This window comes from Frankia sp. BMG5.60, from assembly GCF_059428125.1.
In genome coordinates this window covers 6,194,835-6,221,757 of sequence record NZ_CM182091.1, presented here as the reverse complement: position 1 = coordinate 6,221,757, position 26,923 = coordinate 6,194,835, and the positions used below count along the sequence as shown (strand labels likewise).

At 72.9% G+C, this 26,923-nt stretch carries 22 protein-coding genes; 7 read left to right on the top strand and 15 right to left on the bottom strand.

The genetic code is table 11. The features are described 5' to 3' along the window. Positions 1 to 372: 372 nt before the first annotated feature. Positions 373 to 1,710 carry an MGH1-like glycoside hydrolase domain-containing protein gene (locus AC5R91_RS25470; protein ID WP_495393823.1) on the top strand — a complete coding sequence of 446 codons (1,338 nt, stop codon included), beginning with the start codon at positions 373 to 375 and terminating at the stop codon, positions 1,708 to 1,710. A 384-nt stretch (positions 1,711 to 2,094) separates the two neighbouring features. Here the strand turns inward: AC5R91_RS25470 and AC5R91_RS25465 are convergent, their stop codons facing one another. From AC5R91_RS25465 to AC5R91_RS25455, 3 genes are all read right to left on the bottom strand, one after another. After that, positions 2,095 to 5,109 (bottom strand): vitamin B12-dependent ribonucleotide reductase, encoded by a 3,015-nt coding sequence (locus AC5R91_RS25465; RefSeq protein WP_495393822.1) that lies wholly within the window; start codon positions 5,107 to 5,109, stop codon positions 2,095 to 2,097. Between the two features lie 394 nt (positions 5,110 to 5,503). Continuing rightward, positions 5,504 to 6,289 (bottom strand): transcriptional regulator NrdR, encoded by a 786-nt coding sequence (nrdR, locus tag AC5R91_RS25460; protein WP_495393821.1) that lies wholly within the window; start codon positions 6,287 to 6,289, stop codon positions 5,504 to 5,506. Positions 6,290 to 6,665: 376 nt separating this feature from the next. After that, on the bottom strand, positions 6,666 to 6,971 hold the full coding sequence (locus AC5R91_RS25455; protein ID WP_495393820.1) for a LysM peptidoglycan-binding domain-containing protein: 306 nt from the start codon (positions 6,969 to 6,971) through the stop codon (positions 6,666 to 6,668). A 671-nt stretch (positions 6,972 to 7,642) separates the two neighbouring features. Between AC5R91_RS25455 and lexA the strand changes: the two genes are divergently transcribed. Further along, on the top strand, positions 7,643 to 8,401 hold the full coding sequence (gene lexA, locus AC5R91_RS25450) for a transcriptional repressor LexA (protein ID WP_495393819.1): 759 nt from the start codon (positions 7,643 to 7,645) through the stop codon (positions 8,399 to 8,401). Positions 8,402 to 8,530: 129 nt separating this feature from the next. Here lexA and hflX read toward each other — a convergent pair whose 3' ends face one another. After that, positions 8,531 to 9,991: a GTPase HflX gene (gene hflX / locus AC5R91_RS25445; RefSeq protein WP_495393818.1), complete on the bottom strand. Its 1,461-nt coding sequence runs from the start codon at positions 9,989 to 9,991 to the stop codon at positions 8,531 to 8,533. Between the two features lie 360 nt (positions 9,992 to 10,351). Here hflX and AC5R91_RS25440 point away from each other — a divergent pair, with 360 nt between their 5' ends. Continuing rightward, complete coding sequence (locus AC5R91_RS25440; RefSeq protein ID WP_495393817.1) at positions 10,352 to 11,374, top strand: helix-turn-helix domain-containing protein; 1,023 nt, start codon at positions 10,352 to 10,354, stop codon at positions 11,372 to 11,374. On the opposite strand, the gene AC5R91_RS25435 is transcribed toward AC5R91_RS25440, so the two are convergent. The 7 genes from AC5R91_RS25435 to miaB form a co-directional block, all read right to left on the bottom strand. Continuing rightward, positions 11,299 to 11,709 carry a VOC family protein gene (locus AC5R91_RS25435; RefSeq protein WP_495393816.1) on the bottom strand — a complete coding sequence of 137 codons (411 nt, stop codon included), beginning with the start codon at positions 11,707 to 11,709 and terminating at the stop codon, positions 11,299 to 11,301. The two genes, AC5R91_RS25440 and AC5R91_RS25435, sit on opposite strands and share 76 nt — an antisense overlap. An 89-nt stretch (positions 11,710 to 11,798) precedes the next feature. Then, positions 11,799 to 12,878, bottom strand: coding sequence for a diaminopimelate epimerase (gene dapF / locus AC5R91_RS25430; RefSeq protein WP_495393815.1), 1,080 nt, complete (start codon positions 12,876 to 12,878; stop codon positions 11,799 to 11,801). Between the two features lie 68 nt (positions 12,879 to 12,946). Next, a complete protein-coding gene (locus AC5R91_RS25425; RefSeq protein WP_495393814.1) occupies positions 12,947 to 13,837 on the bottom strand; it encodes an EAL domain-containing protein in 891 nt (296 codons plus the stop codon). A gap of 108 nt (positions 13,838 to 13,945) precedes the next feature. Further along, positions 13,946 to 14,857, bottom strand: coding sequence for a tRNA (adenosine(37)-N6)-dimethylallyltransferase MiaA (miaA, locus tag AC5R91_RS25420; RefSeq protein ID WP_495393813.1), 912 nt, complete (start codon positions 14,855 to 14,857; stop codon positions 13,946 to 13,948). Positions 14,858 to 14,922: 65 nt separating this feature from the next. Next, positions 14,923 to 15,726 (bottom strand): alpha/beta fold hydrolase, encoded by an 804-nt coding sequence (locus AC5R91_RS25415; RefSeq protein ID WP_495393812.1) that lies wholly within the window; start codon positions 15,724 to 15,726, stop codon positions 14,923 to 14,925. 61 nt (positions 15,727 to 15,787) lie between these two features. Then, positions 15,788 to 16,636 (bottom strand): class III extradiol dioxygenase subunit B-like domain-containing protein, encoded by an 849-nt coding sequence (locus tag AC5R91_RS25410; protein ID WP_495393811.1) that lies wholly within the window; start codon positions 16,634 to 16,636, stop codon positions 15,788 to 15,790. Next, positions 16,633 to 18,123 carry a tRNA (N6-isopentenyl adenosine(37)-C2)-methylthiotransferase MiaB gene (gene miaB, locus AC5R91_RS25405; RefSeq protein ID WP_495393810.1) on the bottom strand — a complete coding sequence of 497 codons (1,491 nt, stop codon included), beginning with the start codon at positions 18,121 to 18,123 and terminating at the stop codon, positions 16,633 to 16,635. The genes AC5R91_RS25410 and miaB overlap by 4 nt, the downstream gene beginning before the upstream one ends. 312 nt (positions 18,124 to 18,435) lie before the next feature. Here miaB and AC5R91_RS25400 point away from each other — a divergent pair, with 312 nt between their 5' ends. The 4 genes from AC5R91_RS25400 (at position 18,436) to AC5R91_RS25385 (ending at position 22,139) form a co-directional block, all read left to right on the top strand. Next, positions 18,436 to 19,170 (top strand): amino acid ABC transporter ATP-binding protein, encoded by a 735-nt coding sequence (locus AC5R91_RS25400; RefSeq protein WP_495393809.1) that lies wholly within the window; start codon positions 18,436 to 18,438, stop codon positions 19,168 to 19,170. A gap of 182 nt (positions 19,171 to 19,352) precedes the next feature. After that, entirely contained in the window at positions 19,353 to 20,342 is a 990-nt protein-coding gene (locus AC5R91_RS25395; RefSeq protein ID WP_495393808.1) for a glutamate ABC transporter substrate-binding protein, read from the top strand. 187 nt (positions 20,343 to 20,529) lie between these two features. Next, positions 20,530 to 21,225 (top strand): amino acid ABC transporter permease, encoded by a 696-nt coding sequence (locus AC5R91_RS25390; RefSeq protein WP_495393807.1) that lies wholly within the window; start codon positions 20,530 to 20,532, stop codon positions 21,223 to 21,225. Then, positions 21,222 to 22,139 carry an amino acid ABC transporter permease gene (locus AC5R91_RS25385; RefSeq protein WP_495393806.1) on the top strand — a complete coding sequence of 306 codons (918 nt, stop codon included), beginning with the start codon at positions 21,222 to 21,224 and terminating at the stop codon, positions 22,137 to 22,139. The genes AC5R91_RS25390 and AC5R91_RS25385 overlap by 4 nt, the downstream gene beginning before the upstream one ends. A 97-nt stretch (positions 22,140 to 22,236) precedes the next feature. On the opposite strand, the gene rny is transcribed toward AC5R91_RS25385, so the two are convergent. The 4 genes from rny to AC5R91_RS25365 all read right to left on the bottom strand — a co-directional run bounded on the left by rny (position 22,237) and on the right by AC5R91_RS25365 (position 26,810). Further along, positions 22,237 to 24,447, bottom strand: coding sequence for a ribonuclease Y (gene rny / locus AC5R91_RS25380; RefSeq protein WP_495393805.1), 2,211 nt, complete (start codon positions 24,445 to 24,447; stop codon positions 22,237 to 22,239). 348 nt (positions 24,448 to 24,795) lie between these two features. Continuing rightward, a complete protein-coding gene (gene recX, locus AC5R91_RS25375) occupies positions 24,796 to 25,404 on the bottom strand; it encodes a recombination regulator RecX (RefSeq protein ID WP_495393804.1) in 609 nt (202 codons plus the stop codon). A gap of 3 nt (positions 25,405 to 25,407) precedes the next feature. Further along, a complete protein-coding gene (gene recA, locus AC5R91_RS25370) occupies positions 25,408 to 26,448 on the bottom strand; it encodes a recombinase RecA (RefSeq protein WP_495393803.1) in 1,041 nt (346 codons plus the stop codon). Positions 26,449 to 26,615: 167 nt separating this feature from the next. Next, positions 26,616 to 26,810: a DUF3046 domain-containing protein gene (locus AC5R91_RS25365; RefSeq protein ID WP_495398058.1), complete on the bottom strand. Its 195-nt coding sequence runs from the start codon at positions 26,808 to 26,810 to the stop codon at positions 26,616 to 26,618. Positions 26,811 to 26,923: the final 113 nt, after the last annotated feature.

The window sequence follows — 26,923 nt, the reverse complement described above, 5'->3', positions numbered from 1 at the left end:
GAACCGGCTCAGCAGCGTGACCCGGCCTCGGATCCGGCCGGATCGGCATACTCCGCGCCGCCCACTCGGGCGGCATCCGGCGCCCGGCCGGCCTCACTCCCCGAGAGCAGTTCACTCCCCGGGTGCACCTCATCCCCGGGTGCACCTCATCCCCGGGAGCACCACATCCCCGAGAGCACCACATCCCCGAGAGCACCACGCCACCGACAGCACCGCGCCACCGACAGCACCGCGCCGCGACCGCCCGCGGTCCCGTCGCCGGTTGCCCGGCGCATCAAGTCGGCCGCGGGGCGCCAACGAGGTTTTCGTTAGGCAGACCACACCAGGGGCGCCCTCCACCTGGGCACAGCGCGTGACGGCTACTCTCACACGATGTCCGTCCCCAGCCTCCCGGCAGAGCTGGCGGAGTTGCGCGAGACCGCGGTCTCCGTGCTGCGCGGCAACGACCTCGGCGACATCACCCGGCCGTCGCCGACGCTGTATCCACACCAGTGGCTGTGGGACTCCTGCTTCATCGCGATCGGGCTGCGCCACCTCGACCCGCAGCGCGCCGCCGCCGAGATCCTCTCCCTGCTGCGCGGGCAGTGGCCGAACGGCATGATCCCGCACGTGATCTTCGCGGAGACCACCGACTTCTACCATGCGGGGCCGCAGCGTTGGCGCTGCGACCGGGTGACGACCACCGCCGGCGGCGCGCAGAGCACCGGCGTCACCCAGCCGCCGATGATCGCCGAGGCCGCGGTCCGGGTCGGCGCCATGATGTCCGACTCCGAACGCGGGGAGTTCTACCGCCGGCTGTTCCCCGGGCTGCTGCGCTTTCACCAGTGGCTCTACGACGAGCGTGACCCGGACGACGACGGCCTGGTGTCCCTGGTCCACTCCTGGGAGTCCGGGATGGACAACACCCCGACCTGGATGGAGATCACCAGGCCGGTGGCGCCGCTGGGCGTACGGGCGCTGCGGCGCATCAACGGCGACGACGCCCTGGACGCGCTGCGCCGCGATTCCAAGGAGGTCCCCTCGGATGAGCGGCTCACCTCGGGGGACCTGTTCACGCTGTACCGGATCGTGCGCGAGCTGCGCCGGGCGCACTACAACTTCCGCGAGGTTCGGCGGACCATCGTGCCCCTCGTACAGGACGTGGCGTTCAACGCGATCCTGGTCCGCGCCAACGAGCACCTGAGTACCATCGCCGCCGAGATCGGCGAGGTCATCCCGGCCAGGCTGCGCCGGTCGGCGCGCCGCACCCGGGAGGCGATGGGAGAGCTCGTCGTCGACGGCGTCTACTACAGCCGCGACTTTCGGACCCGGACCCTGCTGCGCCACGAGACGATCGCCGGCCTGCTGCCGCTCTATGCCGGCGTCGTGCCCGAGGACCGCGTCGACGAGATGGTCAAGACGCTCACCTCGCCGCGTTACTGGTCGCGCTTCGGCGTCGCGAGCGTTCCTCTGGACGACCCGAACTTCCTGCCCCGTTGCTACTGGCAGGGCCCACTCTGGGTCAACATGAACTGGCTGATCGCCGACGGGCTGGAGCGCTACGGCCGGCTCGACGCCGCCGAGGACCTGCGCCGCAACACGGTCGACGTGATCGCCTCCTCCGGGGCGATGTTCGAGTACTACTCGCCACTCGACGGCTCGGGCGCCGGCAGCAACCGGTTCTCCTGGACGGCCGCGCTGCTCATCGATCTCCTCGACGCCGAGCGCTGACCCGGCGCCGCCCGCGCGCCGGACGACCGCGCCGCCGTCAGACGTGCACGACGGCCACCCGGCTGTCCTTGGGACGTTCGGGTTCGGCCACGAGCCGGTGCAGGCCCTAGACATCGCTGGTGAGCAGTACCGCGGGCCGATCCGCCCGCAGCGCGGTCGCGGCCACGACCGCGTCGATCGCGCACCGGTGACCAGACAATCCGGCAACAATCCGGCAGCACCGAGCAAGTCGCCGGCCGCGGAAGGCGCCCGGCCCGACCCGGTCCCGCACGGCGGCGGTGAGTTCCTCCTACCAGCGGTGGCAACGAGGTGGACCATCGTCGCCGGCTGGCCGGCCCGGCCGGGGGAACCCTCCCGGCCGGGCCGCGGACCCTGCCGGCTCGCTCAACTGCAACCGCTGGTGGAGCCGCACTGCTCGCAGACGTAGCAGCTCCCCGCCGGGCGCATCGTCACCCCGCAGGTGAAGCACAGCGGGGCGTCGACGACCGTCTGGGCGACCAGCGACTCGCCGGGAGGTGCCAACCGCAGCTCGCGGGCCACGTGCGCGGGCCCGTGCCCGACGGCCACGCCGTTGCTGCCCGGCCCCGGCCGGCTCGCGGTCGGCGCCGGCCCGGCGCCGACCGGACCCACAGCAGGGCCACCCACAGCCGGACCACCCACAGCCGGACCCGCGCCCGGGTCGTCCGCGCCGGGCAGTGCGTCCGCGAGCGACCCGGCGGGCGCCGCGACGGCGTCGACGGCCGCGTCGGCCTGCGAGCCGTACCGGCCGTTGACCTCGCGGACCCGTTCGGCCGCGGTGGAGATGCCGAGCTCGGCGCGGCGGTCCGCGTCGAGGTAGTCCAGGGCCAGCCGGCGGAACAGGTAGTCCATGATCGACTGGGCGATCCGAACGTCCGGGTCGTCGGTCATCCCGGCCGGCTCGAAGCGCATGTTGATGAACTTGCTGACGTACGCCTCCAGCGGCACGCCGTACTGCAGGCCGATCGAGATGGCGATCGCGAAGGCGTCCATCACGCCGGCCAGCGTGGAGCCCTGCTTCGACATCTTGATGAAGACCTCGCCGAGGCCGTCGTCCGGGTAGGAGCCGGCGGTCAGGTAGCCCTCCGCACCGCCGACGGCGAACGAGACCGTCTGCGACGGGCGGGTCTTCGGCAGCCGCCGGCGCACCGGCCGGTACTCGATCTCGGCGGCTCCGCCCGGGGCGGTCCCGGCGAGCGCGGGCGCGCCGGCCGGGGGTGCCGCCAGGGCCGCGGCGGTCGCGGCGCTCGCCGCGGCGTCCCGCTTCGCCCCCCGGACGTCGGACAGCGGCTGGCCGACCTTGCAGTTGTCCCGGTAGATGGCCAGCGCCTTCAGACCCAGCCGCCACCCCTCCAGGTAGATCTCCTCGACCTCCTCGACGGTCGCCGTCGAGGGCATGTTCACCGTCTTGGAGATCGCGCCGGACAGGAACGGTTGCACCGCGGCCATCATCCGCACATGCCCCATCGGGGAGATGGCCCGTTCGCCGATCGCGCAGTCGAACACGTCGTAGTGCTCCGGGCGCAGGCCGGGGGCGTCGACGACGTGGCCGTGCTCGGCGATGTACTCGACGATCGCCTCCACCGTCTCCTCCGGGTAGCCGAGTGCGCGCAGCGCCGCCGGGACCGTCTGGTTGACGATCCGCATGCTGGCGCCCCCGACCAGCTTCTTCATCTTCACCAGGGCGAGGTCCGGTTCGATGCCGGTGGTGTCGCAGTCCATCGCCAGGCCGATCGTGCCGGTCGGGGCGAGCAGGCTGACCTGGGCGTTGCGCCAGCCGTGCTTGTCGCCGACGGTCTGCGCCCGCGCCCATTCCCTGGACGCCGCGGCGAGGACCCGCGTGTCCTCGGTGTGTACGGACCGCACGGCGTCGTTCGCGGCGGAGTGCTTGCGCACCACCCGGCGGTGCGCGTCGGCGTTGCGGGCGAAGCCGTCGTAGGCGCCGACGATGCCGGCGAGCTCCGCCGAGCGCCGGTAGGCGGTGGCGGTCATCAGGGAGGTGATCGACGCGGCGAGCGCGCGGCCGCCGTCGGAGTCGTAGGCGCGAGCGCTGGCCATGAGCAGCGCGCCGAGGTTGGCGTACCCGATGCCGAGCTGGCGATAGGCGCGGGTGACCGCGGTGATCTCCGGCGTCGGGAAGTCCGCGAAGCAGATCGAGATGTCCATCGCGGTGATGATCAGCTCGACCGCGGCGACGAACCCCTCGGCGTCGAACGTCCGGTCCGGGCGCAGGAACTTCAACAGGTTCAGCGACGCGAGGTTGCAGCTTGAGTTATCCAGGTGCACGTACTCGCTGCAGGGGTTGGAGGCGCTGATCCGGCCGCTCTCGGGGCAGGTGTGCCAGTCGTTGATCGTGCCGTCGTACTGGATGCCGGGGTCCGCGCAGGCCCACGCCGCCTCGGCGACGGTGCGGAACAGCCCCTTCGCGTCGATCGTCTCGATCGTCCGGCCGTCGAGGCGCGCCCGCAGGTCGAAGCTGCCCCCGTCGACGACCGCGCGCATGAACTCGTCGGTGACCCGGACCGAGTTGTTGGCGTTCTGGTACTGCACGGAGGCGATGTCGCGCCCGCCGAGATCCATGTCGAACCCGGCGTCCCGCAACGCCCTGATCTTGTCCTCCTCCCGGGCCTTCGTCTCGACGAACTCGACGATGTCCGGGTGATCGACGTCGAGCACGACCATCTTCGCGGCCCGCCGGGTCGCCCCGCCCGACTTGATCGTGCCCGCCGACGCGTCCGCGCCGCGCATGAAGCTCACCGGGCCGGACGCCGTGCCGCCGGAGGACAGCAGCTCCTTCGAGGAGCGGATGCGGGACAGGTTGAGCCCGGCCCCCGAGCCGCCCTTGAAGATCAGCCCCTCCTCGCGGTACCAGTTGAGAATCGACTCCATAGTGTCATCAACTGAAAGAATGAAACACGCGGAGACCTGCTGGGGGGCCGAGGTTCCGACGTTGAACCACACCGGGGAGTTGAAGCTGAACACCTGGTGAAGCAGCATCCAGGTCAGCTCGTGCTCGAAGATCTCGGCGTCGGCGTCGGCGGCGAAGTAGCCGTGCTCGCGGCCGGCCGCTCCGTAGGCGTGCACGACCCGGTCGATGAGCTGGCGCAGGGAGGACTCCCGGCCGGGCGTGCCCAGCGCCCCGCGGAAGTACTTACTCGTCACGATGTTCGACGCGTTGACCGACCAGGAATCGGGGAACTCCACCCCGCGCTGCTCGAAGTTGACCGAACCGTCCCGCCAGTTGGTCATGACGACGTCCCGGGTCTCCCAGGTGACCTCGTCGTACGGGTGGACGCCGGCGGTGGTGCGCGAGCGCCGGATCTTCAATCCGCCCGCCCTGGCCGCAGACCTGCCCGCCTTCGTGCCGCGACTTTCGGTCATGACGCTCCTCGTCCTGTCTTCTCATCGGCGCGCGCTGGCGCACTGGTGGTGGCATCCCCGCCCGGGCCCGGTCCACTGCACGCGTGGACGGCGGACCGCGGGCGAATCGGCGTATCGGCCGACGCCGAACCCTGGGGTCGACCGGGTCCGGCGGCAGCGACACGCATGACGAACACACCGGCCCCGGCGGTCCGGCCCCCGTCCCCGCGCCGTCCGCCCACGGGCGCGGCCGGGTAGGGGTCGCGAGCAGGACGCGCGAAACCGGGTCGCGCGGGATCGGACGCCCACGCCGGCCGGGTCAGGTCGTCCCGTCCAGACGGGAACGGGCCGGCGGGGCGGCGAGCTGCTAGCGGGACGGGCGGGACGGGGCCTCGGCGGTCCCGCGGCGGCCCCGTCAGGTGCGGGTGGCCGAGGCGCCGCGCACCCGGCCGACCTCGTACTCCCCCGTGATCGGCTCGGCCCGGCCGAGCCCGCCCTCGACGATGTTCAACTGGTTTCCGCCGCCACGGCGGCCCGGGGTCTCCGGCTGCTCGCGGACGGCGGCGGGTGTGTCCCGGCCTGGGCGGCCGGGGCGTGGGGTATCTGAGTCGGCCCGCCGGCCGCCGGGTGGGGGGCCTTCGGGACCGGCCCGCTGCGACGGGTCCGCCTGGTCGGTGAACGCTCCGCCGGCGGGACGGACGGTTGGATCTCCCAGCTCGTCAAGGTCGTCGAGGTCGGCGCCGCGGCGGGCTCCGGACGTCTCGGCCCGCAGCGCCGCGATCGCGCTCTCGAAGTCGCCGAGCGACTCGAAGGCCAGGTACACCGAGGCGAAGCGGAGGTAGGCCACCTCGTCGAGCTCGCGGAGCGGGCCGAGGATCGCCCGGCCAATCGCCTCCGCGGGGACCTCCGCCGAGCCCGAGGAGCGCACGGCATCCTCAACCCGCTGGGCCAGCAGAGCAAGATCGTCGTCGCGCACCGGCCGGCCCTGGCAGGCCTTGCGCACACCGGTGATCACCTTCGCGCGACTGAACGGCTCCGCCACGCCGCTGCGCTTGAGCACCCGCAGCGACGCCTCCTCCATGGTGGTGAACCGGCGACCGCACGACAGGCAGGATCGCCGCCGCCGAATCGCCGAGCCCTCCTCGGCCTCCCGGCTGTCGACGACACGGCTGTCCGGATGCCGGCAGAACGGGCATCGCACGCGATACGCCTCCTTCGTCCGGTCCGGCGCGGCCACCTGGCGCGGCGGGACAGCGAGCCGACCCGCGCCTCCGCACCGGCCGAGCCGCCCCTGTGGACGGCCGCCCGCACCTCTGTGGAAAGCCTGTGCGCAACCTGTGGATGACTTACACCCGCATAAGCACCAGATGTTGTGTCTAACCTAGCGCACAACCCCAGTGATGGGGACACCGACCCCCCGCGTGTCACACCGGGACATCAGCCCGCGGGGGCGCGACAACCCTGCGCGAGGGCGCCGCACCCGCCCGCTGCCGCCGGGCACCGGCCCGTCACGGCGGCGAGCCGCCGAGCGCCGATCGGGACCGGACGGTGGCGGAGCGGACCGGCCGACCGGAGGGTCAGCCCAGCAACAGGAACTGGCCGGGGGTGAGCTCGACCGAGGGGAGATGGTTGATCCGCATCAGCCGATCCACGACGGCGCGGGTGTCGGCGTCGGGATCGAGCGCGACTGCGATCTCCCACAGCGTCTCCCCGGCGAGGACCAGGTGACCCCGCGGCGGCTCGCCGGACCACGCGATCGAGGCGCGCGGCAGGACGACCACCAGCACCGCGGCGATCGCCAGCGCGACGACGGCGACCACGACCACCCGGCCGCGGTGGGTCAGCCGCAGCGGCGGCAGCGGCTCGCCGGCGGCGCGGCGCACCGGCGGCCGGGATCCTGATCCGCGGGCAAGCCGCCGCGGCGGGCCCGGCGACCGGGATCTCCGCGACCGAGATCCCGGCGCCTCGGACCTCGACGCCTGAGACCTCGACACCTGAGACTTCGACACCTGAGACTTCGACGCCTGGGACTTCTGCGCCTCGGACCTCGTCGCCCGGGGAACCGGCGCGTGCGAGGGGCACGCCCTCGGAACCGGCCTCCCGGCACCGACCCTGGCGGCCGGCAGGGCCACCCGCATCCGCGCCGGACCGCTCGCCGGCCATCCCCCGGCGCGGCGCACCGCCCGCTCCCGGGCGGCCGCCAGATCGACCACCTGTGTGGTGTGCGCGCTTTGCACGGCTTCCTCCCAAGGCGCCCCGGACCACGTCGTCGACGCCACGAACTCCCGTTCGATCGAACTCCTGATCGATTGTCACACCGGAGTCCCGCCAGGGAAAGGGACACGCTCGAACAGACGTTTGAGATTCCGCGACCGGGCGGTTACCGTCGAGACGATCAGGTTTGCACCGGGCGGTCTCCCCCGGTCGCGGACAGCCGGGTGCCGTGGGGGGTGCCGGTCTCGCCGGGCGAGGCCGACAGCCGCGCGCACGTCCAGCGCGCGGCCGAGCGGCGGCCCACCGGCGACAGAGTAGGCGACGAGGAGAGCGGTAGGCGATGACCAGCCAAGGCAGGGGTACACGCCGGGGCGGGGCCCGCGGCAACGTGCGGGCCTTTCCCGAAAACCCCGCGGACGCAGCCGGCCTGACCCCCCGGCAGCGCAAGGTGCTCGAGGTCATCCGGGCCGAGGTGGAACGGCGCGGGTACCCGCCCAGCGTGCGGGAGATCGGGGAGGCGGTGGGGCTGACCAGCACGAGCAGCGTGGCGCATCAGCTCAAGGTGCTGGAAGAGAAGGGCTACCTGCGCCGGGACCCGAACCGTCCGCGGGCGATGGAGGTGCTCAGCCCCGATCGGCCGCGGCGCAAGGCCGACTCCGGCGCGGCGGCCGTCGTGTCGACGTTCCCGGGCGCCGCGGCCCCGGCCGGCGCGAGCGGCGAGGGGTCCGCGGCCTACGTGCCGGTCCTCGGGCGGATCGCCGCCGGGGGGCCGATCCTGGCCGAGCAGGCGATCGAGGACGTCTTTCCGCTGCCGAAGGAGATCGTCGGCGAGGGCACCCTGTTCCTGCTCCGGGTCGTCGGCGAATCGATGATCAACGCGGCAATCTGTGACGGCGACTGGGTGGTGGTGCGCCAGCAGCCGGTCGCGGACAACGGTGAGATCGTCGCCGCGATGATCGACGGCGAGGCGACGGTCAAGCGGCTACGGGTCCGCGACGGCAAGGTCTGGCTGCACCCGGAGAACTCGACGTTCAGCGACATCCCTGGCGAAGAGGCGACGATCCTCGGGCGGATCGTCGCCGTGCTGCGCCGGGTCTGACCGTGGACGGCCGGCCGCGCGAGGCGGCCGGCCGATTCGGCTGCCGTGGACCGGGCGGGTATGCTCCGCCGACCGCGCCGACGGCGAGCTCAGCGCCGGTCCCGGCGCGGCGGATCAGGGCTGGACGGGTCAGGGCTGGAAGGTGTGCAGTTCCGCGGCGAGCGACGGCGACACCCTCGCGAGCAGTCGGGTGCCGTCCGCCGTGTGCTCCAACTCGAGCACTTCGCCGTGAGCGTGTACCCGCGAGACGAGATCGCCCCGCGTGTAGGGGACGAGGACCTTCATCTCCACGTCGGGGTGGGGGACTCGGTCGCACAGAGCGTCGACGAGCGCGGTCAGCCCCTCCCCCGTGCGCGCCGAGACGAAGACCGCGTCGGGCGCGAGCTGGCGCAGGCCGGCGAGGACGGTCGACTCGGTGGCGTCGACCTTGTTCACGACGATCAGCTCGGTCACGTTGCCCGCGTCGATGTCGTTGAGCACCTCGCGTACGGCTGAGATCTGGGCGGCCGGGTCGGGGGCGGAGCCGTCGACGACGTGCAGGATGAGGTCCGCGTCGGCGACCTCCTCCAGGGTCGAGCGGAACGCCTCGACGATCTGGTGCGGGAGGTGCCGGACGAACCCGACCGTGTCGGTGAGGGTGAACGCCCGGCCGTCCGGCAGGGTCGCGCGCCGCACGGTGGGATCCAGCGTGGCGAACAACGCGTCCTCGACGAGGACGCCGGCGCCGGTGAGACGGTTGAGCAGCGAGGACTTGCCGGCGTTGGTGTAACCGGCGATCGCCACCGCGGGCACCTCGCCGCGCCGGCGGGCCGACCGCTTCGTCTCCCGCACGGTTGCCATCCCGGCGAGCTCCCGGCGCAGACGCGCCATCCGCGCGCGCAGCCGTCGGCGGTCTGTCTCGATCTTCGTCTCGCCAGGTCCGCGAGTACCGATGGGCGCGCGCCCACCGCCGCTGGCCGCGGCGCGGGACATCGACTCACCCCAGCCGCGCAGGCGGGGCAGCATGTACTGGAGCTGGGCGAGCTCGACCTGGGCCTTGCCCTCCCGAGACGTCGCGTGCTGGGCGAAGATGTCGAGGATGAGCGCGGTCCGGTCGATGACCTTGACCTTGACGACCTCCTCCAACTGGCGTAGCTGGCCCGGGGTGAGCTCGCCGTCGCAGATCACCGTGTCCGCGCCGGTCGCGGTGACGACCTCGGCGAGTTCGCGGGCCTTGCCGGACCCGACGTAGGTCGAGGCGTCCGGCCGGTCGCGTCGCTGCACGAGCGCGTCCAGCACGACCGAACCCGCCGTGGTCGCGAGGGCGGCGAGCTCCGCCATGGATGCCTCGGCCGACCGCAGCGAACCCGACGTCCACACGCCGATGAGGACGACCCGCTCCAGCCGCAACTGGCGGTACTCGACCTCGGTGACGTCGTCGAGCTCGGTGGCCAGGCCGGGCACGCGGCGCAGTGCCGCGCGCTCCTCCAGGTCGAAGCCGTCCCCCGAATCGTCATAGAAGCCCGAGAGGTACGCCGAATCCGAATCGGCGAGGTCGATGAGGGATCTGTCGAAAGTGGACGCCGTCAGGGCGTCGGCAGGAAGAGTCATACCATCCGTTCTCAACGCGGCTCGCTGCCGCGAGATTCCGCGCCGCTTCGTCCGGCCAGGTCACGCTCGCGGGTTCCGGCGACCTGATGAGGTCCGCGGGCAAGCGTCGGCGCGGGGCGCCGACCGCTTCCCTCGCGGATTCATCCCGTCTCCCACCAGGGTCCCACGCCGCCATGACGATCGCGAACGGTTTCCGGGCTGGCACACCGTGACCTTCGCGCCGGACCGGACGGGCACCTGGACAGGACGGGCACCTGGACGAGACCGGTGCCCCCGAACGGGACCGGCGTTTGGACGAGACAGGCGCCCCGAACGGGACAGACGCCCGCACGGTACGCCGGGCCGCGTACCGTCGACGCCGTGTACCGGGAACGGCCGACGACCCGGCTGCCGGCGACGCTCTGGTCCGCGCAAGGCCCGTCCGGGCCCACCAGCGACCTCGATCGGGCGGGTGCCAGCCCGCTGCGGCGGCGCCTGCCGGCGGGCAACCCGGCCGCCGACGGACGGGCCGCGCAGGTCCACCGGATCCTGCCCGACGGCTGCATCGACATCATCTGGAGCTCCGACGGCCGGTTGATCGTCGCCGGCCCGGACACGGTCGCCACGCTCGCGAGCTGGGCGCCGGGGGTGTGCTACCTCGGCCTGCGCTTCGACCCCGGGCGCGGGCCGGCCCGGCTCGGGGTGCCCGCCGCGGAGCTGCGCGACCGCCGCCCGGACCTTGCCGACCTGTGGGGCGCGGGTCCGGCCCGCCGACTCGCCGAACGGCTCGCCGACGCGGGCGATCCGGCGCTGGTGCTCGAGACGTGCGTCGCCGCCCGCCCCCGCGATCCGGGACTGGGCGATCCGCTGGTGCCGGCGATCGTCGCCGGAATCCGGGCCGGGTCGCCGGTGGCGGATGTGGCGCGAGCGGCCGCGCTCAGCGAACGCCAGCTCCTGCGCCGCTGCCGGCAGATGTTCGGGTACGGCCCGAAGACGCTCGCCCGCATCCTGCGGCTGCAGGAGGCGCTGAGCTCGGCGCGGACCGGCCGGCGCCTGGCCGCGGTGGCCGCCGACGCCGGCTACGCCGATCAGGCCCATCTGGCCCGGGAGGTGCGCGCCCTGACCGGCGTCACGCTGACCAGCCTGCTCGACCCCGCCCGGCCGAGCAGCCCGGCACCGGCGGGTCTCGCGGAACCCCTGGAACCCCCGGGGCCCCCGGGGCTGCCGGGGCTGCCGGGGCTGCCGGGGCTGCCGGGGCTGCCGGGGCTGCCGGGGCTGCCGGGGCTGCCGGGGCTGCCGAACGAGGATGGGCCTGCCGGCCCTCTCGGTCAGGGCGCCGGAACGGCGGGTAGCGGGGCGAACAGGTCGACGTGGTTGCCGTCCGGGTCGAGGACGGTCGCGTAGCGCTGGCCCCAGAAGGCGTCCCAGGGCGGCAGGTGGCCGGTGTGGCCGGCGGCGAGCAGGTCGGCGTGGAGCGCGTCGACCTCGGTGGGGCTGTCGCAGGCGAAGGCCAGGCTCACCCGCCCGGCACCGCCGGTCGCCGGCGCCCAGTCCGGGTCGAAGGAACGGATCGTCTCCTCGGTGTCGAAGGCCAGGCGCAGCCCGCCGGGCAGGGTCACCTCGACGTGCGGTTCGGCCTCGGCGCCGGCCGGCGGGTCGAGCCCGAGCAGGCGGTAGAAGGCGAGGCTGCGGGCCATGTCGGCGACGATCAAGCCGATGAGGTTGAACGTGGATGGCATGACCGCACCGTAGGACGCCCCAGGGCAGGCGGTCTTGTCGAAAACGGACGTCGCCGTCGGAGGACACGCCCGAGGTCCCCCGGAGCGGGTCAGCGGGTGGGAGAGCCGGGCAGCCCGGCGGCCGCCAGGATCTCGGTGGCGTCGGCGACCCCGGCCGCGTCCGCGCTCGCGGCCGCACCATGCCCGTCCAAGGCCGCCGGCCGCGGGGCCGCCGGACGCAGGGCCGCCGGACGCAGCACGCCGTCGAAGACCAGCTCGGCCGGTCCCCGCAGCAGCACGGTGTCGGGACGCCAGACGACCACCAGGCCGCCGCCCGGGACGTCGACCTCGACCTCGACCTCCGGCGGCGGCGCGCCGGCGCCGTCACGCACCCCCGACGCGGCCGACGGGCGGGCAGCCGCCGCGCCGTCCCCGGCCCCGGAGGCGGTGGCGGGCGTGAGGGCGGGGCGCAGGCCCCGGCGGGCGGCCCAGGCCACCGCGACGGCGCAGGCACCGGTGCCGCAGGAGGCCGTCTCCCCGACCCCGCGTTCGTAGACCCGCATGGCGACCCCGCCCGGCCGGTCCACGACGATCTCGACGTTCACCCCGTCCGGGAAGTCCACCGGGGAGAACGCGGGGGGGCGGGTCAGGTCGAGGCCGCGCAGCGCGGGCACGTCGAGATCGTCGGCGAAGCAGACCGCATGCGGGTTGCCCATCGACACGCCGACCGCCGTGAAGTCGCGCTCGGCGACGGTCACCGCCGACCCGGGCCCGGTGGACATCCTCGGCGGGCCCATGTCGACCGTGACGTCCCCCGCGGCCGGCACCTCCACGAGCCGCAGGCCGGCGCGGGTCGCGATGGTGAACCGGCCGGGCTGGGCGTAGCCGGCGGCCACCAGGTAGCGGGCGAACACGCGGGCGCCGTTTCCGCACATCTCCGCGACGGACCCGTCGGCGTTGCGGTAGTCCATGAACCAGCGGGCCGTCCCAGCGAGGGAGGCGGCCTCGGGGACCGCGGCGGACAGCACGACCCGCAGCACCCCGTCCGCGCCGACGCCGGTGCGCCGGTCGCACAACGCGCGGACCAGGTCCGCGGTGAGGTCGAGGTCGCCGTCCGGGTCGGGAAGCACGACGAAGTCGTTGCCCGTGCCGTGGCCCTTGACGAAGCGCAGCTCCCGGTCGTCCCGCACCAGGCGATCGTACGGCGCGGCAGCCCATGCCGCCGAGCCGCCCAGGCTGCCCGGGCCGCCGCCGCGGCTCATCCCCCTGCGGCGCGCACCCACTCCCGCATCCGATCGTCGGTCCGGGCCGGCGGCTTGTACCAGCGATCCGGGCGGCCCCGACCCAGCGCGATCAGCCGGGCGTCCTCCACCGGGACCGGCGGGCAGAACACCGGCCCGATCGCCCGGTCGCAGCCGAGGTCGACCACCCGGGTGGCCAGCCGGGCGGTGTCCACGCCGTCGGCGACAACGGTGAGCCGCCGCTGGTGGGCCAGCCGGGCGATCGCCGCGACGACCGCCTCCCCCTCCAGATCGCGCATGGTCGCCCGCAGGAAGACGCCGTCGAGCTTGACGAGGTCCAGCGGCAGCAGGTCGAACATCGCCAGCGACCCGAACCAGGTGCCGAACGACTCGACGGCGATCGCGACGCCGAGGGCGCGCAGCCGCTCCAGCAGGCGGGGCACCACCGGCGCGGCGAGCCCGAGGTCCCGCTCGCTGAACTCCAGGCCGATCGCCCCCGCCGGCAGCAGCCGGCCGGAGAGCAACCGGTCGACCTCTGCGACGAAGGCGGGGCTGGCGAGCTGGCGGCCGTCGACGTTGACCCACAGCCGGGGCGGCCGGATCGGCGTGCCCACGGCCATCCGGTGCCAGGTGCGCGCCTCCGTCACCGCCATCCGAAGGACCCACTGGTCGACCTGGTGGACGAGGCCGGCGGCGGCGGCGATCGGCATGAACTCCGCCGGGCCGAGCACGCCGCGCTCAGGATGCTGCCAGCGCGGGTGGGCTTCCATTCCCGGAACCGACCCGTTACGCAGGTCCACCTCGGGTTGGAAATGCAATCGCAACGAGCCGTCGTCGAAAGCGGCGTAGAGGGCGGGAACGAGAGTCAGGTCGGGTGGGGAACCGGCAGCAGCGGAGGGCGCGGTCACATCGATCTCTCCAGACGCCGAGCGGGACCGGCCGCCGCACGCCGGGCGTCGGCGACGCCGCGGTTCGGCGCCGACCCGTCGCCCCGGAGCCGCTTGACCGATCACCCGTCAGAGCGAACCCACCAGCCGTAGCACCTGAGTGACATCCGGTTGGTCCAGCCAGACTATCCGCTCGTCCCGACGAAACCAGGACCTTTGCCGTCGGGCAAAGCGTCGCGTCGCGGTAATTGTGGCCTTCTTGGCCTCCTCGGCGGAGTCCATTGCTCCGTCGAACCAGGCGAGCAGTTGAGCATATCCCAGCGCACGGGACGCCGTACGTCCTTCCCTGAGTCCCTTTTCCGCCAACCTCCGCACTTCGTCGGGAAAACCCGCGCCCCACATTCTCTCCACCCGTTCGACGATGCGTTCGTCCAGATCGGTCCGGTCCACCCCGATCTGGACGACGTCGTAGACGGAGCGGTGCTCGGGCAGGGTGGCCTCGAAGGTTCCGGTCAGCTCGACGACTTCCAGCGCGCGCACGATGCGGCGACCGTTGGTGGGCAGGATCGCCTCGGCGGCCCGCGGCGCGAGCCGCGCCAGCTCGCCGTGCAGCGCCGGCGCGCCGCGGCTGGCCAGCTCCCGCTCCCAGCGGGCCCGCACGGCCGGATCGGTGCCCGGGAAGGTCAGATCGTCGAGAGCGGCGCGCAGGTACAGCCCGGAGCCGCCGACCAGCACCGGGGTCCGGCCCGCCGCGAGCAGGCCGTCGATCACTCGCCGGGCGTCGGTCTGGAAGCTGGCGACGTCGGCGGTGCGCGTCACGTCCCAGACGTCGAGCAGATGGTGGGGCACCCCGCGGCGCTGCGCCGGCGGGACCTTGGCGGTGCCGATGTCCATCCCACGGTAGAGCTGCATCGAGTCGGCGTTGACGACCTCACCGCCGAGCGCGAGCGCGAGCTCGATGCCAAGATCGCTCTTGCCCGCGGCCGTCGGCCCCACCACCGCCACCACCGGTCCCGACCCTGACCGCTCCCGCGTGCTCATCGCCCCGATGGTGCCACGCGCCGGCGCGGCGCCGGCGTGCCCGGTCGGCGTCCCGGCTCAGCCGGTCACACGGCCCCCGAGCTGGCCTCTGCGACGGCGGGCGCCGGCCGCCGCGCCGGCAGGCCCGACGACCGCCAGAAGCCGACCAGCGCGGCGACCAGCGCGTCCGGGGCGTCGGCCGCCGGGTCGTGGCGGGCGCCCGGCAACACCTCGTAGCGGGCCGCGAGCCGGCGGGCCATGTCGGCCTGCACGGCGGCCGGCCATCCGTCGTCGCTCTCGCCGTGTGCGACGAGCACCGGCAGGCCCGCGCCGCGGGCGGCCGCCGCCAGCTCCGCGACCCGGTCCGGCGTGTCGAGCAGATGCTGGGCGATCGCCATCAGGGAGGTCTGGTTGTGGGCGAAGAACCGCCGGCGCAGGAAGTCGGCCGTCGGCGCCGGGCGGGGCCGCTCCACTGCGTGCAGTGCCGCCCACACCGCGGCCGACCCGCCCCGCTCCAGGACCAGCCGGATCGTGCGCAACGCGGCCTGGCGCCGCCCGACGATCCCGGCGGGTCCGGAGGACAGCAGGGTCAGCGTGCGTATCCCGCCGGGGTCGGCGATGACCGCCGCGCGGGCGACGAGGCCGCCGAAGCTGTGCCCGACCAGGTGCACGTCCTGCGCGCCGAGCGCGTCGATCACGCGATGCACGTCGTCGGCGAACGCTTCCAGGCTGTACGCCGCGATCTCGTCGGGGCCGGGCGACTCGTGCTGGCCGCGCTGATCGAGCGCCGTCGCGGCGAAGCCCGCGGCGGCCACTGCCGGCATGATCGGCAGGAAGTCCTCCTTGCTCGCCGCGTAGCCCGGCAACAGCAGGACCCCAGGGGCGTCCACCGACCCGCACCGCAGCGCGGCCAGGCCAGCGACATTGGTCCGCCAGACACCTGGCGGCAGCTCAGCCGGACTCCCTACCACGTTGCGCGCCCCCCCGATTCCATACGGCAACCAGATAGCCGACACCGTAGGGCGCGTCGTCATAGGTGAGCTCGCTGGACCAGGCTTTGGTTGGCGTGTTGTCCCGAGTCGCGGCGAGTAGCGCACCGGCGAGGACCTGCCACGAGGCCCGGCCGGCGGCCAGCAGCTCGGCCGCCAGCTCGGGATCGAGATCGAGCAGCGCGGCGGGATCGGGTTCGGCCAGAGCCGCCGCGGCGGCTGCGTCGAACGCTGCGGCGCGCTCGTCGAGCCCTCCCGGCGCCTTGAGGGTGCGCCGCGCCGACCCGTCCCCCATGACCAGCAGGGCGAGCCGCTCCCCGCGCCGCACCTGCGCGACGAGGCGTTCCCCGAGGCCGGCTGCCTGCCGCGTGGAATGGGTGGCCGGCACCCCGAGCGCCGTGCGGTCCCCGGACCAGCCGGTGCTCGCCAACAGCCAGGCGCCGACGGTCAACGACAGGGGCAGCGACGGCGCCGCTGCGGCCAGCGCCGCGCCCGCCGGCAGCTCGGCGGTGGGCGGCCCGGCGGCCGGCGGCCCGGCGGTGAGCGGCCCGGCGGTGAGCGGCCCGGCGGCCGGCGGTCCGAGCGGCACGCGCAGGTCCACCCCGAAGCCGGCGAGCGACCCGACCGACTCGGGCCCGTAGCGCGTCTCTGCCGGCGCGTCCCCGACGACCACGATGCGGTCCGGCCGCGCGGCGCACAGCCGCCGCACGGCGTCCACGGCCGCGGCGCGGGCGTGGACCTGCTCGCCGCGGCCGACCTCGGGGACCAGCAGCGGCGGGTGCGGGCAGACAGCCGCGGCGACGAAGGTCACCGACGGCCCGGGCTCGGCGCCGGCCCCACCGACGGCATGCCGAGGGCGACGGTCTGCCGGGGCGCCGCCGCAACGCCGTCATCGGCGCCGCCGGCGGGGGCGGTGCGGGCGAGCTCCCAGGCGTCACCCGCGCGGGTGCGGCGGTGGGACAGCAGCGGACCGTCGGCGGTGAGATGGTGCGGCGCCGCCCGCGTCACCACGGTCTCGACGACGTCACCGGGCCGCACCACGGGCCCCGGGCCGGCCCGGAAGTGCACGAGACGACCGTCGCGCGCCCGGCCGGACAACCGGCCGGTGGCGTCGTCCTTACGGCCCTCGCCCTCCGCGACGAGCAGCTCGACCCGCCGGCCGACCAACTCGCGGTTCTGCGCCCAGGAGACCTCGTCCTGCAGCGCGACCAGGCGGCCGTACCGCTCGGCCACGGTGGCCCGGTCGATCTGGCCGTCCATCGTCGCCGCCGGGGTTCCCGGGCGCGGGGAGTACTGGAAGGTGAACGCCCCGGAGAAGCGCGCTTGGCGCACCACGTCGAGGGTGTCGGCGAAGTCTGCCTCGGTCTCGCCGGGGAAACCGACGATGATGTCGGTGGTGATGGCCGCGTCCGGCATCGCCGCCCGCACCCGCTCGACGATGCCGAGAAACCGGTCCCGGCGGTAGGAGCGGCGCATCCGGCGCAGCACCTCGTCCGAGCCGGACTGCAGGGGCATGTGCAACTGGTGGCAGACGTTGGCCGTGGCGGCCATCGCCTCGATGACGTCGTCGGTGAAGTCCCGCGGATGCGGCGAGGTGAAGCGCACCCGCTCCAGGCCCTCGACCCGGCCGCAGGCGAGCAGGAGCTTGGCGAACGCTCCGGGGTCGCCCAGCGAACGGCCGTAGGAGTTCACGTTCTGCCCCAGCAGGGTGATCTCCAGCGCCCCCTCTCCGACGAGCGCCTCGACCTCGGCTAGCACGTCGCCCGGCCGGCGATCGCGCTCGCGGCCGCGCAGGCTGGGCACGATGCAGAAGGTGCAGGTGTTGTCACAGCCCACGCTGATGCTGACCCAGGCCGCGTGGTGGCTGGCCCGGCGGGTCGGCAGCGAGCTGGGAAACACCTCCAGCGCCTCGGCGATCTCCAGCTCGGCGGCGGCGTTGTGCCGGGCCCGCTCCAGCAGCACCGGCAGGCGATGCAGATTGTGGGTGCCGAAGACGACGTCGACCCAGGGGGCCCGGTCGAGGATCGTCGAGCGGTCCTTCTGCGCCAGGCAGCCCCCGACGGCGATCTGCATCCCCGGGTGGCTCTTCTTCACCGGGACGAGCTGGCCGAGATTGCCGTACAGCCGGTTGTCGGCGTTCTCCCGCACCGCGCAGGTGTTGAACACCACGACGTCGGCCTCGCTGCCGGGGGCGGCCGGGACGTAGCCGGCGGACTCGAGCAGTCCGGAGAGCCGTTCGGAGTCGTGAACGTTCATCTGGCACCCGAACGTGCGTACCTCGTAGCTGCGGCCCGTCACGTCAACCAGCCTACGGCGCGTCGCTCGCGGCCCGGCGGGCGACCGGCGCCCCGCCGGGCCGGCGACGGCGCCGGAACATCGCCCGGAGGGACGAGCACCCCGAATCAATGTCACGAAATATACAGGTTGGCGAATTTTGGCGGCCGGTGGCGTATCATCCGCGAATGTCGCTGCAACGGTCCGGAAACGGAACGCAGCGACCGTCCACCTGTCCGACCCACGACTATCCGCGCGCCTGGCCCGTCCGTCCCCGATCCGCCGGGATGCTCGGTCCAACACCACACCGTTCTGTCATTGTGTCGGGAGGTCGATGTGCCCCTGGTGACCCTGGAGGGAGTCGGGAAATCCTTCGGCGACAACCGGGTACTGAGCGACGTCGATCTGTCCGTCGAGGCAGGGGAGGTCGTTGTCGTCATCGGGCCCTCCGGGTCCGGGAAGTCGACGCTGTGCCGCTGCATCAACCGGCTGGAGACGATCGACGAGGGCCGTATCCTGTTCGAGGGGAACCCGCTGCCCGCAGAGGGGCGGGAACTCGCCCGGATGCGGTCCCGGGTGGGGATGGTTTTCCAGTCGTTCAATCTGTTCGCCCACCGTACGATTCTCGACAACGTGACGCTCGGGCCGACGAAGGTGCTCGGACAGAAACGGGGCCAGGCCGAGGCCCGCGCCCGCGAGCTGCTGGCCCGGGTCGGCATCGCGGACAAGGCCGACCGGCTGCCCCGGCAGCTCTCCGGCGGCCAGCAGCAGCGCGCCGCCATCGCCCGGGCGCTGGCCATGGACCCGGTTCTCATGCTGTTCGACGAGCCGACCTCGGCACTGGATCCCGAAATGATCTCTGAGGTGCTCGACGTCATGCGGTCCCTGGCCGCGACCGGGATGACCATGATCGTGGTCACCCATGAGATGGGATTCGCCCGCTCCGCCGCCGATCGCGTGGCCTTCATGGCCGACGGTCGCATTCTGGAGATCGCGCCGCCCGACGACTTCTTCGGCGCGCCCACATCCGAACGGGCCAGGGACTTCCTGGCCAGGATCCTGCAGCACTGATCGCAGCACTGCTCTCAGGCACTGATCTCAGCACTGATCGGGGACGGCCCCGACGCAGGGCCACCCCCATGGCCCCGCGCGCGCCGGGCGGGAGCCGCACCCCAGGCAGCACCGGGACACCTCGTTCGACACCAGCCCGCGCTCCGGATCCGGCGGTCCGGGGCACCGCGAGAGGATCGGTCATGCGTACACCGTTCAGTCGGGGCCGGCGGCCAACCGCCGGGCGTCTTCCCGGGAACCCCGGGCAGCCCGGCGCGAGCTCGCCCCGGCGGTCCGGCGGGGCCGGCCGTGTCCGGCGTCGCGGCGGCGCCCTGCTGCTCGGCGCCGCGATGCTCGCCACCCTCGGCCTGACCGCCTGCGGTGGCGACGACGACGCCGAGGACGCGGTTGCCACGAACGCCGCGGCCAGCTTCGCCCCCGGCACCACCATGGCCCGCCTCCACGACGCCGGGAAGATCACCGTCGGGACGAAGTTCGACCAGAACCTGTTCGGCCTGAAGAACCTCAGCGGCAAGCCCGAGGGCTTCGACGTCGAGATCGCGGAGATCATCACGGATGCCCTCGGGATCCCCCGCGACAAGGTGAACTTCGTCGAGACGGTGTCGGCCAACCGCGAGCCGTTCATTCAGCAGGGCCGCGTCGACATGGTCGTCGCCACGTACACGATCAACGACAAGCGCAAGAAGGTCGTCGACTTCGCCGGCCCGTACTACGTCGCCGGACAATCGATCATGGTGGCGAAGAAGAACACCGACATCACCGGCAAGGACTCCCTCGCCGGCAAGAAGGTGTGCTCGGTCAGCGGCTCCACCCCGGCGGAGAACATCCGCAAGGTGGCGCCGGCCGCCCAGTTGGTGCTGTTCGACGTGTACAGCAAGTGCGCGGACGCGTTGAAGAACGGGCAGGTGGACGCGGTCACCACCGACAACGTGATCCTGCTCGGCCTGATCGACAAGGATCCGGACGCCTTCAAGCTCGTCGGCGGCACCTTCACCAAGGAGCCGTACGGCATCGGGATCAAGAAGGGCGACACGGCCTTCCGGACCTTCATCAACGACACGCTGGAGGCCTCGTACTCCGACGGTCGCTGGGCGAAGGCGTTCAGCTCGACCGTCGGGAAGGTCGAGCCGAACACGCCGACCCCGCCGCCCGTCGACCGGTACACCTCCTGACCCGTGTACTGATCCACACCCTGATCCACCTGGTCGCGCCGATCGGCCGGATCCACCGGTCCGGTCCGGTCCACTGATCACTGATCACTGATCGTCTGATCACTGATCCGCAACCGCTGACGCGGCGAGGGCCCGGGACGCCGGGGCCGACCGGCCGCCGGACCCCGTCCCGGCCCTCGCCGCCGTCGTGCCGCCGCACCGCATCGGGCGTTCCACCGCACGAGGGAGCATCGCGATCGACGCCGTCTTCGACAACCTCGACACCTTCGCCGAGGGATTCCGCCGCACGGTGGGTCTGAGCCTGTTCGCGGCGATCGTGGCGCTGATCCTCGGCACCGCGCTCGCGGCGATGCGGGTCTCCCCGGTGCCCCCGCTGCGCTGGTTCGCCACCGCCTACGTGGAGATCGTCCGCAACACCCCGCTGACGGTGGTGTTCTTCTTCGTCGTGTTCGTCCTGCCGCAGGTCGACATCGTGTTCTCCTACTTCACCTTCGCGGTGGTCGCCTTGTCGATCTACCACGGGGCGCTGGTCTGCGAGGCGGTCCGCTCGGGCATCAACGGGGTCGACCTCGGTCAGGCCGAGGCCGCCCGCGCGCTCGGCCTGACCTTCACCCAGACGCTGCGGATGATCGTGCTGCCGCAGGCGTTCCGCAACGTGCTCCAGCCCCTCGGCAGCGTGATCAGCGCCCTGATCCGCAACACCTCGATCGCGGCGGCGTTCGGCGTCCAGGAGCTGACCGGGGTGGTGCAGCGGCTGACGACGGCCAACCCGGACTCGGTCATCGCCGTACTGCTCGGCGGTGTGGTCGCCTACCTGATCCTCACCCTAGCGCTGGCGGGCGCGCTGGCCCTGACCGAACGACGGGTGGCGAGGGCACGATGAGCGGCACCCCGATCGTCCTGGCGGATCCTCCCGGCCCCCGGGGTCGGCGGCGCATCCTGATCTCCAGCATCGTCGTGCTCGTCGTCCTCGCCGGGCTGATCACGCTGGCCCTGCTGCGGCTGGCCGACTCCGGGCAGCTCGACGGCGAGCTGTGGAGCGTGTTCGTCGACCAGCCCGACCTGCGGACCCTGCTGTGGAACGGTCTACTCGACACGCTGCGTGCGGCGCTGACGGCGATGGTCTTCGCCGTGGTCCTCGGAGTGGCGCTGGCAATGGCGCGGATGTCGCGGCACCGGGCCGTACGCATCCCCGCCACCGCCGTGGTCGAGCTGTTCCGCAGCCTGCCGGTGCTCATGCTGATCCTGTTCGCCTACCTGGGGCTGCCGGCGCTCGGCTGGAAACTGTCGGCCTTCTGGGCCCTGGTGCTCGGCCTGACCGCCTACAACGGGGCGGTGATCAGCGAGATCTTCCGGGCGGGGATCGCCTCGATCGACCGGGGGCAGACGGAGGCCGCCGCCGCGCTCGGGCTGCGGCCGGTGCAGGTCTTCCGACTCATCCAGTTCCCGCAGGCGGTCCGGCGGATGAGCCCGACGCTGATCAGCCAGTTGGTGACCCTACTCAAGGACACCTCACTCGGTTTCGTCATCGCCTACAGCGAGCTGCTGCGCTCCGGGCGCGGCGCCGTGGAGTTCCTCGGCAGCCGGTATGCCCTGCCGATCTACACGGCAATCGCCGTGATCTACATCGTGACCAACAGCCTGCTGTCGGCACTGGCCCGGTGGCTCGACCGCCGGCAGAACCGCCGGCTCGGCGGGGGGCACGCGGAGCTGCCCATGGACGCCGCGGCGGCCACGGGCGCCCGGCCGGCGGCGGCGGTGCCCGAGCAGGGTGGGCCGGGCGGTACCCGGACCTGAACCGCCCCGGAGCAGGAACACCGACGCCCACACGCCCGGGCCCGGACGCACCGTGGCGCTGAGCCGCCCCTGTGGAACCGTCCGGCCGGGCGCCTGGTCAGCGGGCCGTGCCCACCGCCCGGGTCTCGCGGACCACGGTCACCCGGATCTGACCCGGATAGGTGAGCTCGTCCTCGATCTGCCGGGCGACGTCGCGGGCGAGCAGGTGGGCGGCGACGTCGTCGACCTCCTCGGGGACGACCATGACCCGCACCTCCCGGCCCGCCTGCATCGCGAACACCCGGTCGACCCCCGGGCGATCACCGGCGATCTGCTCGATCCGTTCGAGCCGCTTCACATACGACTCCAGGCTGTCGCGGCGCGCCCCCGGCCGGCCGCCGGAGATCTGGTCGGCCGCCTGGGTCAGCACGGCGCACAGGGAGCGGGGCGCGACCTCGTTGTGGTGCGCCTCGATCGCGTGCACGACCTCCTCGGTCTCCCCGTAGCGGCGGGCCACGTCCGCGCCGATGAGCGCGTGGGAACCCTCGACCTCGTGCGTCAGCGCCTTGCCGAGGTCGTGCAGCAGGGCCGCGCGCTTCGCCAGGGGCAGCGCCATCCGCAGCTCCGCTGCCATGATCCCGGCGAGATGCGCGCTCTCGATGAGGTGTGCGAGCACGTTCTGGCCGTAGCTGGTGCGGTAACGCAGCCGCCCGAGCAGGGTGACCAGCTCCGGATGCATCTCGGAGATCCCCGTCTCGAGCAGCGCGTCCTCGCCGGCCCGCACGCAGCGCTCCTCGACCTCCACCTGGGCCCGCGCGTACTCCTCCTCGATGCGGTGCGGGTGGATGCGTCCGTCGGACACCAACGCCGCCAGCGTGATCCGACCGATCTCCCGGCGCACCGGGTCGAAGCAGCTCAGCAGGACCGCCTCCGGGGTGTCGTCGATCAGCACGTTCACCCCGGTGACGGACTCGAAGGTCCGGATGTTGCGCCCCTCGCGGCCGATGATCCGGCCCTTCATCTCGTCGCCCGGCAGGTGCAGCACGGTCACGACGGACTCGGTGGTCTGCTCGGAGGCGACCCGCTGGATGGCCGTGGTCACGATCCGGCGGGCGCGTTCCTCTCCCTCTTCCTCGGCCCGCGACTCGATCTCACGGACCAGCAGGGCGGCCTCGCGGCGGGCCTCATGCTCGATGGTCGAGACCAGCTCCGCCCGGGCCTGGGCCGCGGTGAGCTCGGCGATCCGCTCCAGCGCCGCCTGGCGGGCGGCCTCGATGTCGGCCGCCTCGGCCGTCCTGCGGGCCAGCTCGTCCTCCCGGTCGAGCAGGTCCTGCTCACGCCCGGCGAGCCGGCTGGCGTGCTCGTCGAGACCGGCGGTTCGCTCTTCGACCCGCTGTTCCCGGGCCGCGAGCGCCTCCTCCCGGCCGCGCAGTTCGGCCCGCCGGACCCGCAGCTCGTCCTCGAAGGCCGTCCGCGCCGAGGCGATCTCGGCCCGGACGGCCTCCAGCTCGCCGCGGGCCGCATCGCGCATCGCGGCCTCCGCGCGGGAGGCGTCGGCCGCAGCCTCGGCGCGGGCCTGGTTACGCAGCGAGGCGACCTCGTCCTCGCCACGTCGGCGGATTTCCGCGGCTTCCCGCTCGACCCGGGCTAGCCGCTGCGCCGCCTCACGTTCCGCGCGCGCGACAGTCTGCGCCGCCTCCCGCTCGGCCGCCCGCCGCACCGACGCCGACTCCCGCGCCGCCGACTCCCGCGCCGCCGACTCCCGCGCCGCGGACGCCGACGCCGACACCTCCGCCGACGCCGGCTCTCGCGACTCCGACTCCGACTCCCGCGATGGTGCTTCGATCGATGCCACCACCGTCGAGGCAACCTGCCTCGCCGCCCCGGCGACGACCGTCTCGGCGAGCCGGCCCGCGTCCGCGCCGGCGGGCGATCCGGCGTCCGGCGCGGGCGCGGGCGCACCATCGCCCGCTGCCCCGGGCCCCGACGCAGGTGCCGCATCGTGGTGTGCCGTCCGGGGGGCTGAGGAGTCGGCACCGGCGTCCGGTGCGCCACCTTCGGCCGCCCCAGGAGCGTCAGCCGCCGGCTGGTCGCCACCGGCCGTGGACCGGACGAGGGGCAGCACCCGCACCGCGGGTTCGGCGTCGTCGTCGTCGAGCGGAAGCGCGTCGACCGAGGCCGCGATACCCGAGGAGCTCCGGGTTGCGCGTATCGCGGCGCCGTAATGCCGATCCCCCCGCGCCGTGCGCGCCAGCCACGCCACGGCGAGGATAAGCGCGACGAGCACGACGAGAACGAGTGACAAGAGGATGACGAGAACGCCGTCCACCGCTGCTCCCTCCGCTATCGTCGGACCCGCCCAGGCGGGCTGGATCGGAGCGGCGAAGGACCCACGACCCGGCGCGATCACAGCCGTGGAGGGGCAGCACGCGGACTCCACCATTACGATAAGGAGCCCACGGCGGCACGCTGGAGCAGACCATCAACAGTGATGGCCCATCCCGGCATAGCGACTCGGACACCCGCTCGTGGCGGCTGCCTCCTTGTGAAGTTGAACGAGCTATCGTCACCGCGTCCCCGCGGGGGATCCTGTCACCTTTCTGGGAGAATAAGTCGGGTCACATTCTCCGGTCAAGAAATTCGTCACATTGACAACTGACGGAATTCCCGCTAGAGCTCAGGCGGAGGGGTCGAGGTCGCCGCCGTCCCACGTCGTCGGCGGCGGCTCGCCCTCGTCCGTACCTGCGCCGACCTGCTCCTGCACGACCCGGATGGCAAGCTCGGCCGGATAGCCCCGCCGCATGAGCATGGCCAGCAGCCGCCGCGCCCGCGCCCGCTCGGGCAACCGGTCCATCGATCGCAACCGGCGCCGCACGAGGTCTCGGGCCATCTCCTGCTCGTCCTCCGCGGCGAGAACGGACGTGGCCGCCTCGATCACGTCCGGCTGGACCCCTCTCCGACGAAGCTCCGCGGCGAGCGCCTGCCGACCGAGCCCGCGGTGGGTTCGCGCCGAGGACACGAAGGCGGTGGCGAAGGCACCGTCGTCGACGAGCCCGACCGCGGTCAGTCGGTCGAGGACCGTCTCGGCGACGTCGTCGGCCACGCCTCGGCGGCGCAGGGTTGCGGCCAGTTCGCCCCTGCTGCGCGCCCGCGTCGCCAGCAGGCGCAGGCAGATCTCCCGCGCGCCGCCGACCGGGTCCGTCGGCCGACCGGCACCGGGATCGCCTGCGGCGTCGGTGCCGGTGGCCGGACGGCGGTCGGCATCGCGCCGACCGGCTCCCACCATCGGTTAGAGGTCGATGGGGACCGGTGCCACAACGTCGGATTCGACGCTGGGCAGGATGCCAAGCTTTTCCTTGATCTTCTTCTCGATCTCGTTGGCCAGGTCGGGATTGTCCCGCAGGAACGACCGGGCGTTCTCCTTGCCCTGGCCGAGCTGGTCGCCGTCGTAGGTGTACCAGGCACCGGACTTGCGGATGATGCCGTGTTCGACGCCCATGTCGATGAGGGAACCCTCGCGACTGATGCCACCGCCGTAGACGATGTCGAATTCGGCGGTCCGGAACGGCGGGGCGACCTTGTTCTTCACCACCTTGACCCGCGTGCGGTTACCCACTGCCTCCGTGCCGTCCTTGAGTGTCTCGATACGGCGGACGTCGAGGCGCACCGACGCGTAGAATTTCAGCGCCTTTCCACCGGTCGTGGTCTCCGGCGAACCGAACATGACGCCGATCTTCTCGCGGAGCTGGTTGATGAAAATCGCGGTCGTGCCGGAGTTCGCCAGCGCGGCCGTCATCTTGCGCAGGGCCTGCGACATCAGCCGGGCCTGGAGGCCGACGTGGCTGTCGCCCATCTCACCCTCGATCTCGGCCCGCGGGACCAGCGCCGCCACCGAGTCGATGACGATGATGTCCAGCGCCCCGGACCGCACGAGCATGTCCGCGATCTCGAGTGCCTGCTCACCGGTGTCCGGCTGGGAGACCAGCAGGTTGTCGATGTCGACACCGAGCTTCCCCGCGTACTCCGGGTCGAGGGCGTGCTCGGCGTCGATGAACGCCGCGATGCCGCCGGCCGCCTGCGCGTTCGCCACGGCGTGCAGGGCGACGGTCGTCTTCCCGGACGACTCCGGGCCGTAGATCTCGATGACGCGGCCCTTCGGAAGGCCACCGATACCGAGCGCGACATCCAGCGCGATCGAGCCCGTGGGGATGGCCTGGATCGGCGGCCGGGTGTCGTCCCCCAATCGCATGACCGATCCCTTGCCGAACGCCTTGTCGATCTGCGCCAGGGCATTGTCCAGCGCCTTGTCACGGTCGAGTCCTGCCGCCATTGGAGTTACTCCATGCTGAGGTCGTCGATTCTTGGCCACGGGGGTGACGTTAGGCCGTGGGTCCGACAGTTTCGAGGGCCGGGGGTGATCTGTGGATAAGTGCCCGCATGGGGATAACTCTAGCCGAACAGGCGTTCGACGGCTCGGCGACACGCCGATCGGCGCACTCAACGCTCCCGAGCGGGCACGCCGAACTCGTCGCACACGGCCCGCCACACGGTCCTGGCGTCGTCACCGCGGGCCAAGGCGGCCTCGACCGTCGCGCCGCCGAGCCCCGCGAGCACATGATCGCGGGCAAACGACTCCGCGTAGGCCGAACCGAACCGTGTGTCCATCTTCGCCCAGAACTCGGTCAGCCGCACCTCACCAGTGTGCACCGCCCGGAAAGGACCGGGTCAACCGCCGCCGCAGCGATCGGTCCACGCCTCGCGGGCGCCCACCGGACCCGAGCGCACCCGGTGCGCCGGGCGGGACC

Excerpts from the sequence above, each read along its gene's own strand:
- AC5R91_RS25470 (WP_495393823.1), top strand. The coding sequence starts at position 373 with ATGTCCGTCCCCAGCCTCCCGGCAGAGCTGGCGGAGTTGCGCGAGACC.
- AC5R91_RS25465 (WP_495393822.1), bottom strand. The coding sequence starts at position 5,109 with ATGACCGAAAGTCGCGGCACGAAGGCGGGCAGGTCTGCGGCCAGGGCG.
- lexA (WP_495393819.1), top strand. The coding sequence starts at position 7,643 with ATGACCAGCCAAGGCAGGGGTACACGCCGGGGCGGGGCCCGCGGCAAC.
- hflX (WP_495393818.1), bottom strand. The coding sequence starts at position 9,991 with ATGACTCTTCCTGCCGACGCCCTGACGGCGTCCACTTTCGACAGATCC.
- AC5R91_RS25435 (WP_495393816.1), bottom strand. The coding sequence starts at position 11,709 with ATGCCATCCACGTTCAACCTCATCGGCTTGATCGTCGCCGACATGGCC.
- miaA (WP_495393813.1), bottom strand. The coding sequence starts at position 14,857 with ATGAGCACGCGGGAGCGGTCAGGGTCGGGACCGGTGGTGGCGGTGGTG.
- AC5R91_RS25395 (WP_495393808.1), top strand. The coding sequence starts at position 19,353 with ATGCGTACACCGTTCAGTCGGGGCCGGCGGCCAACCGCCGGGCGTCTT.
- AC5R91_RS25385 (WP_495393806.1), top strand. The coding sequence starts at position 21,222 with ATGAGCGGCACCCCGATCGTCCTGGCGGATCCTCCCGGCCCCCGGGGT.
- recX (WP_495393804.1), bottom strand. The coding sequence starts at position 25,404 with ATGGTGGGAGCCGGTCGGCGCGATGCCGACCGCCGTCCGGCCACCGGC.
- recA (WP_495393803.1), bottom strand. The coding sequence starts at position 26,448 with ATGGCGGCAGGACTCGACCGTGACAAGGCGCTGGACAATGCCCTGGCG.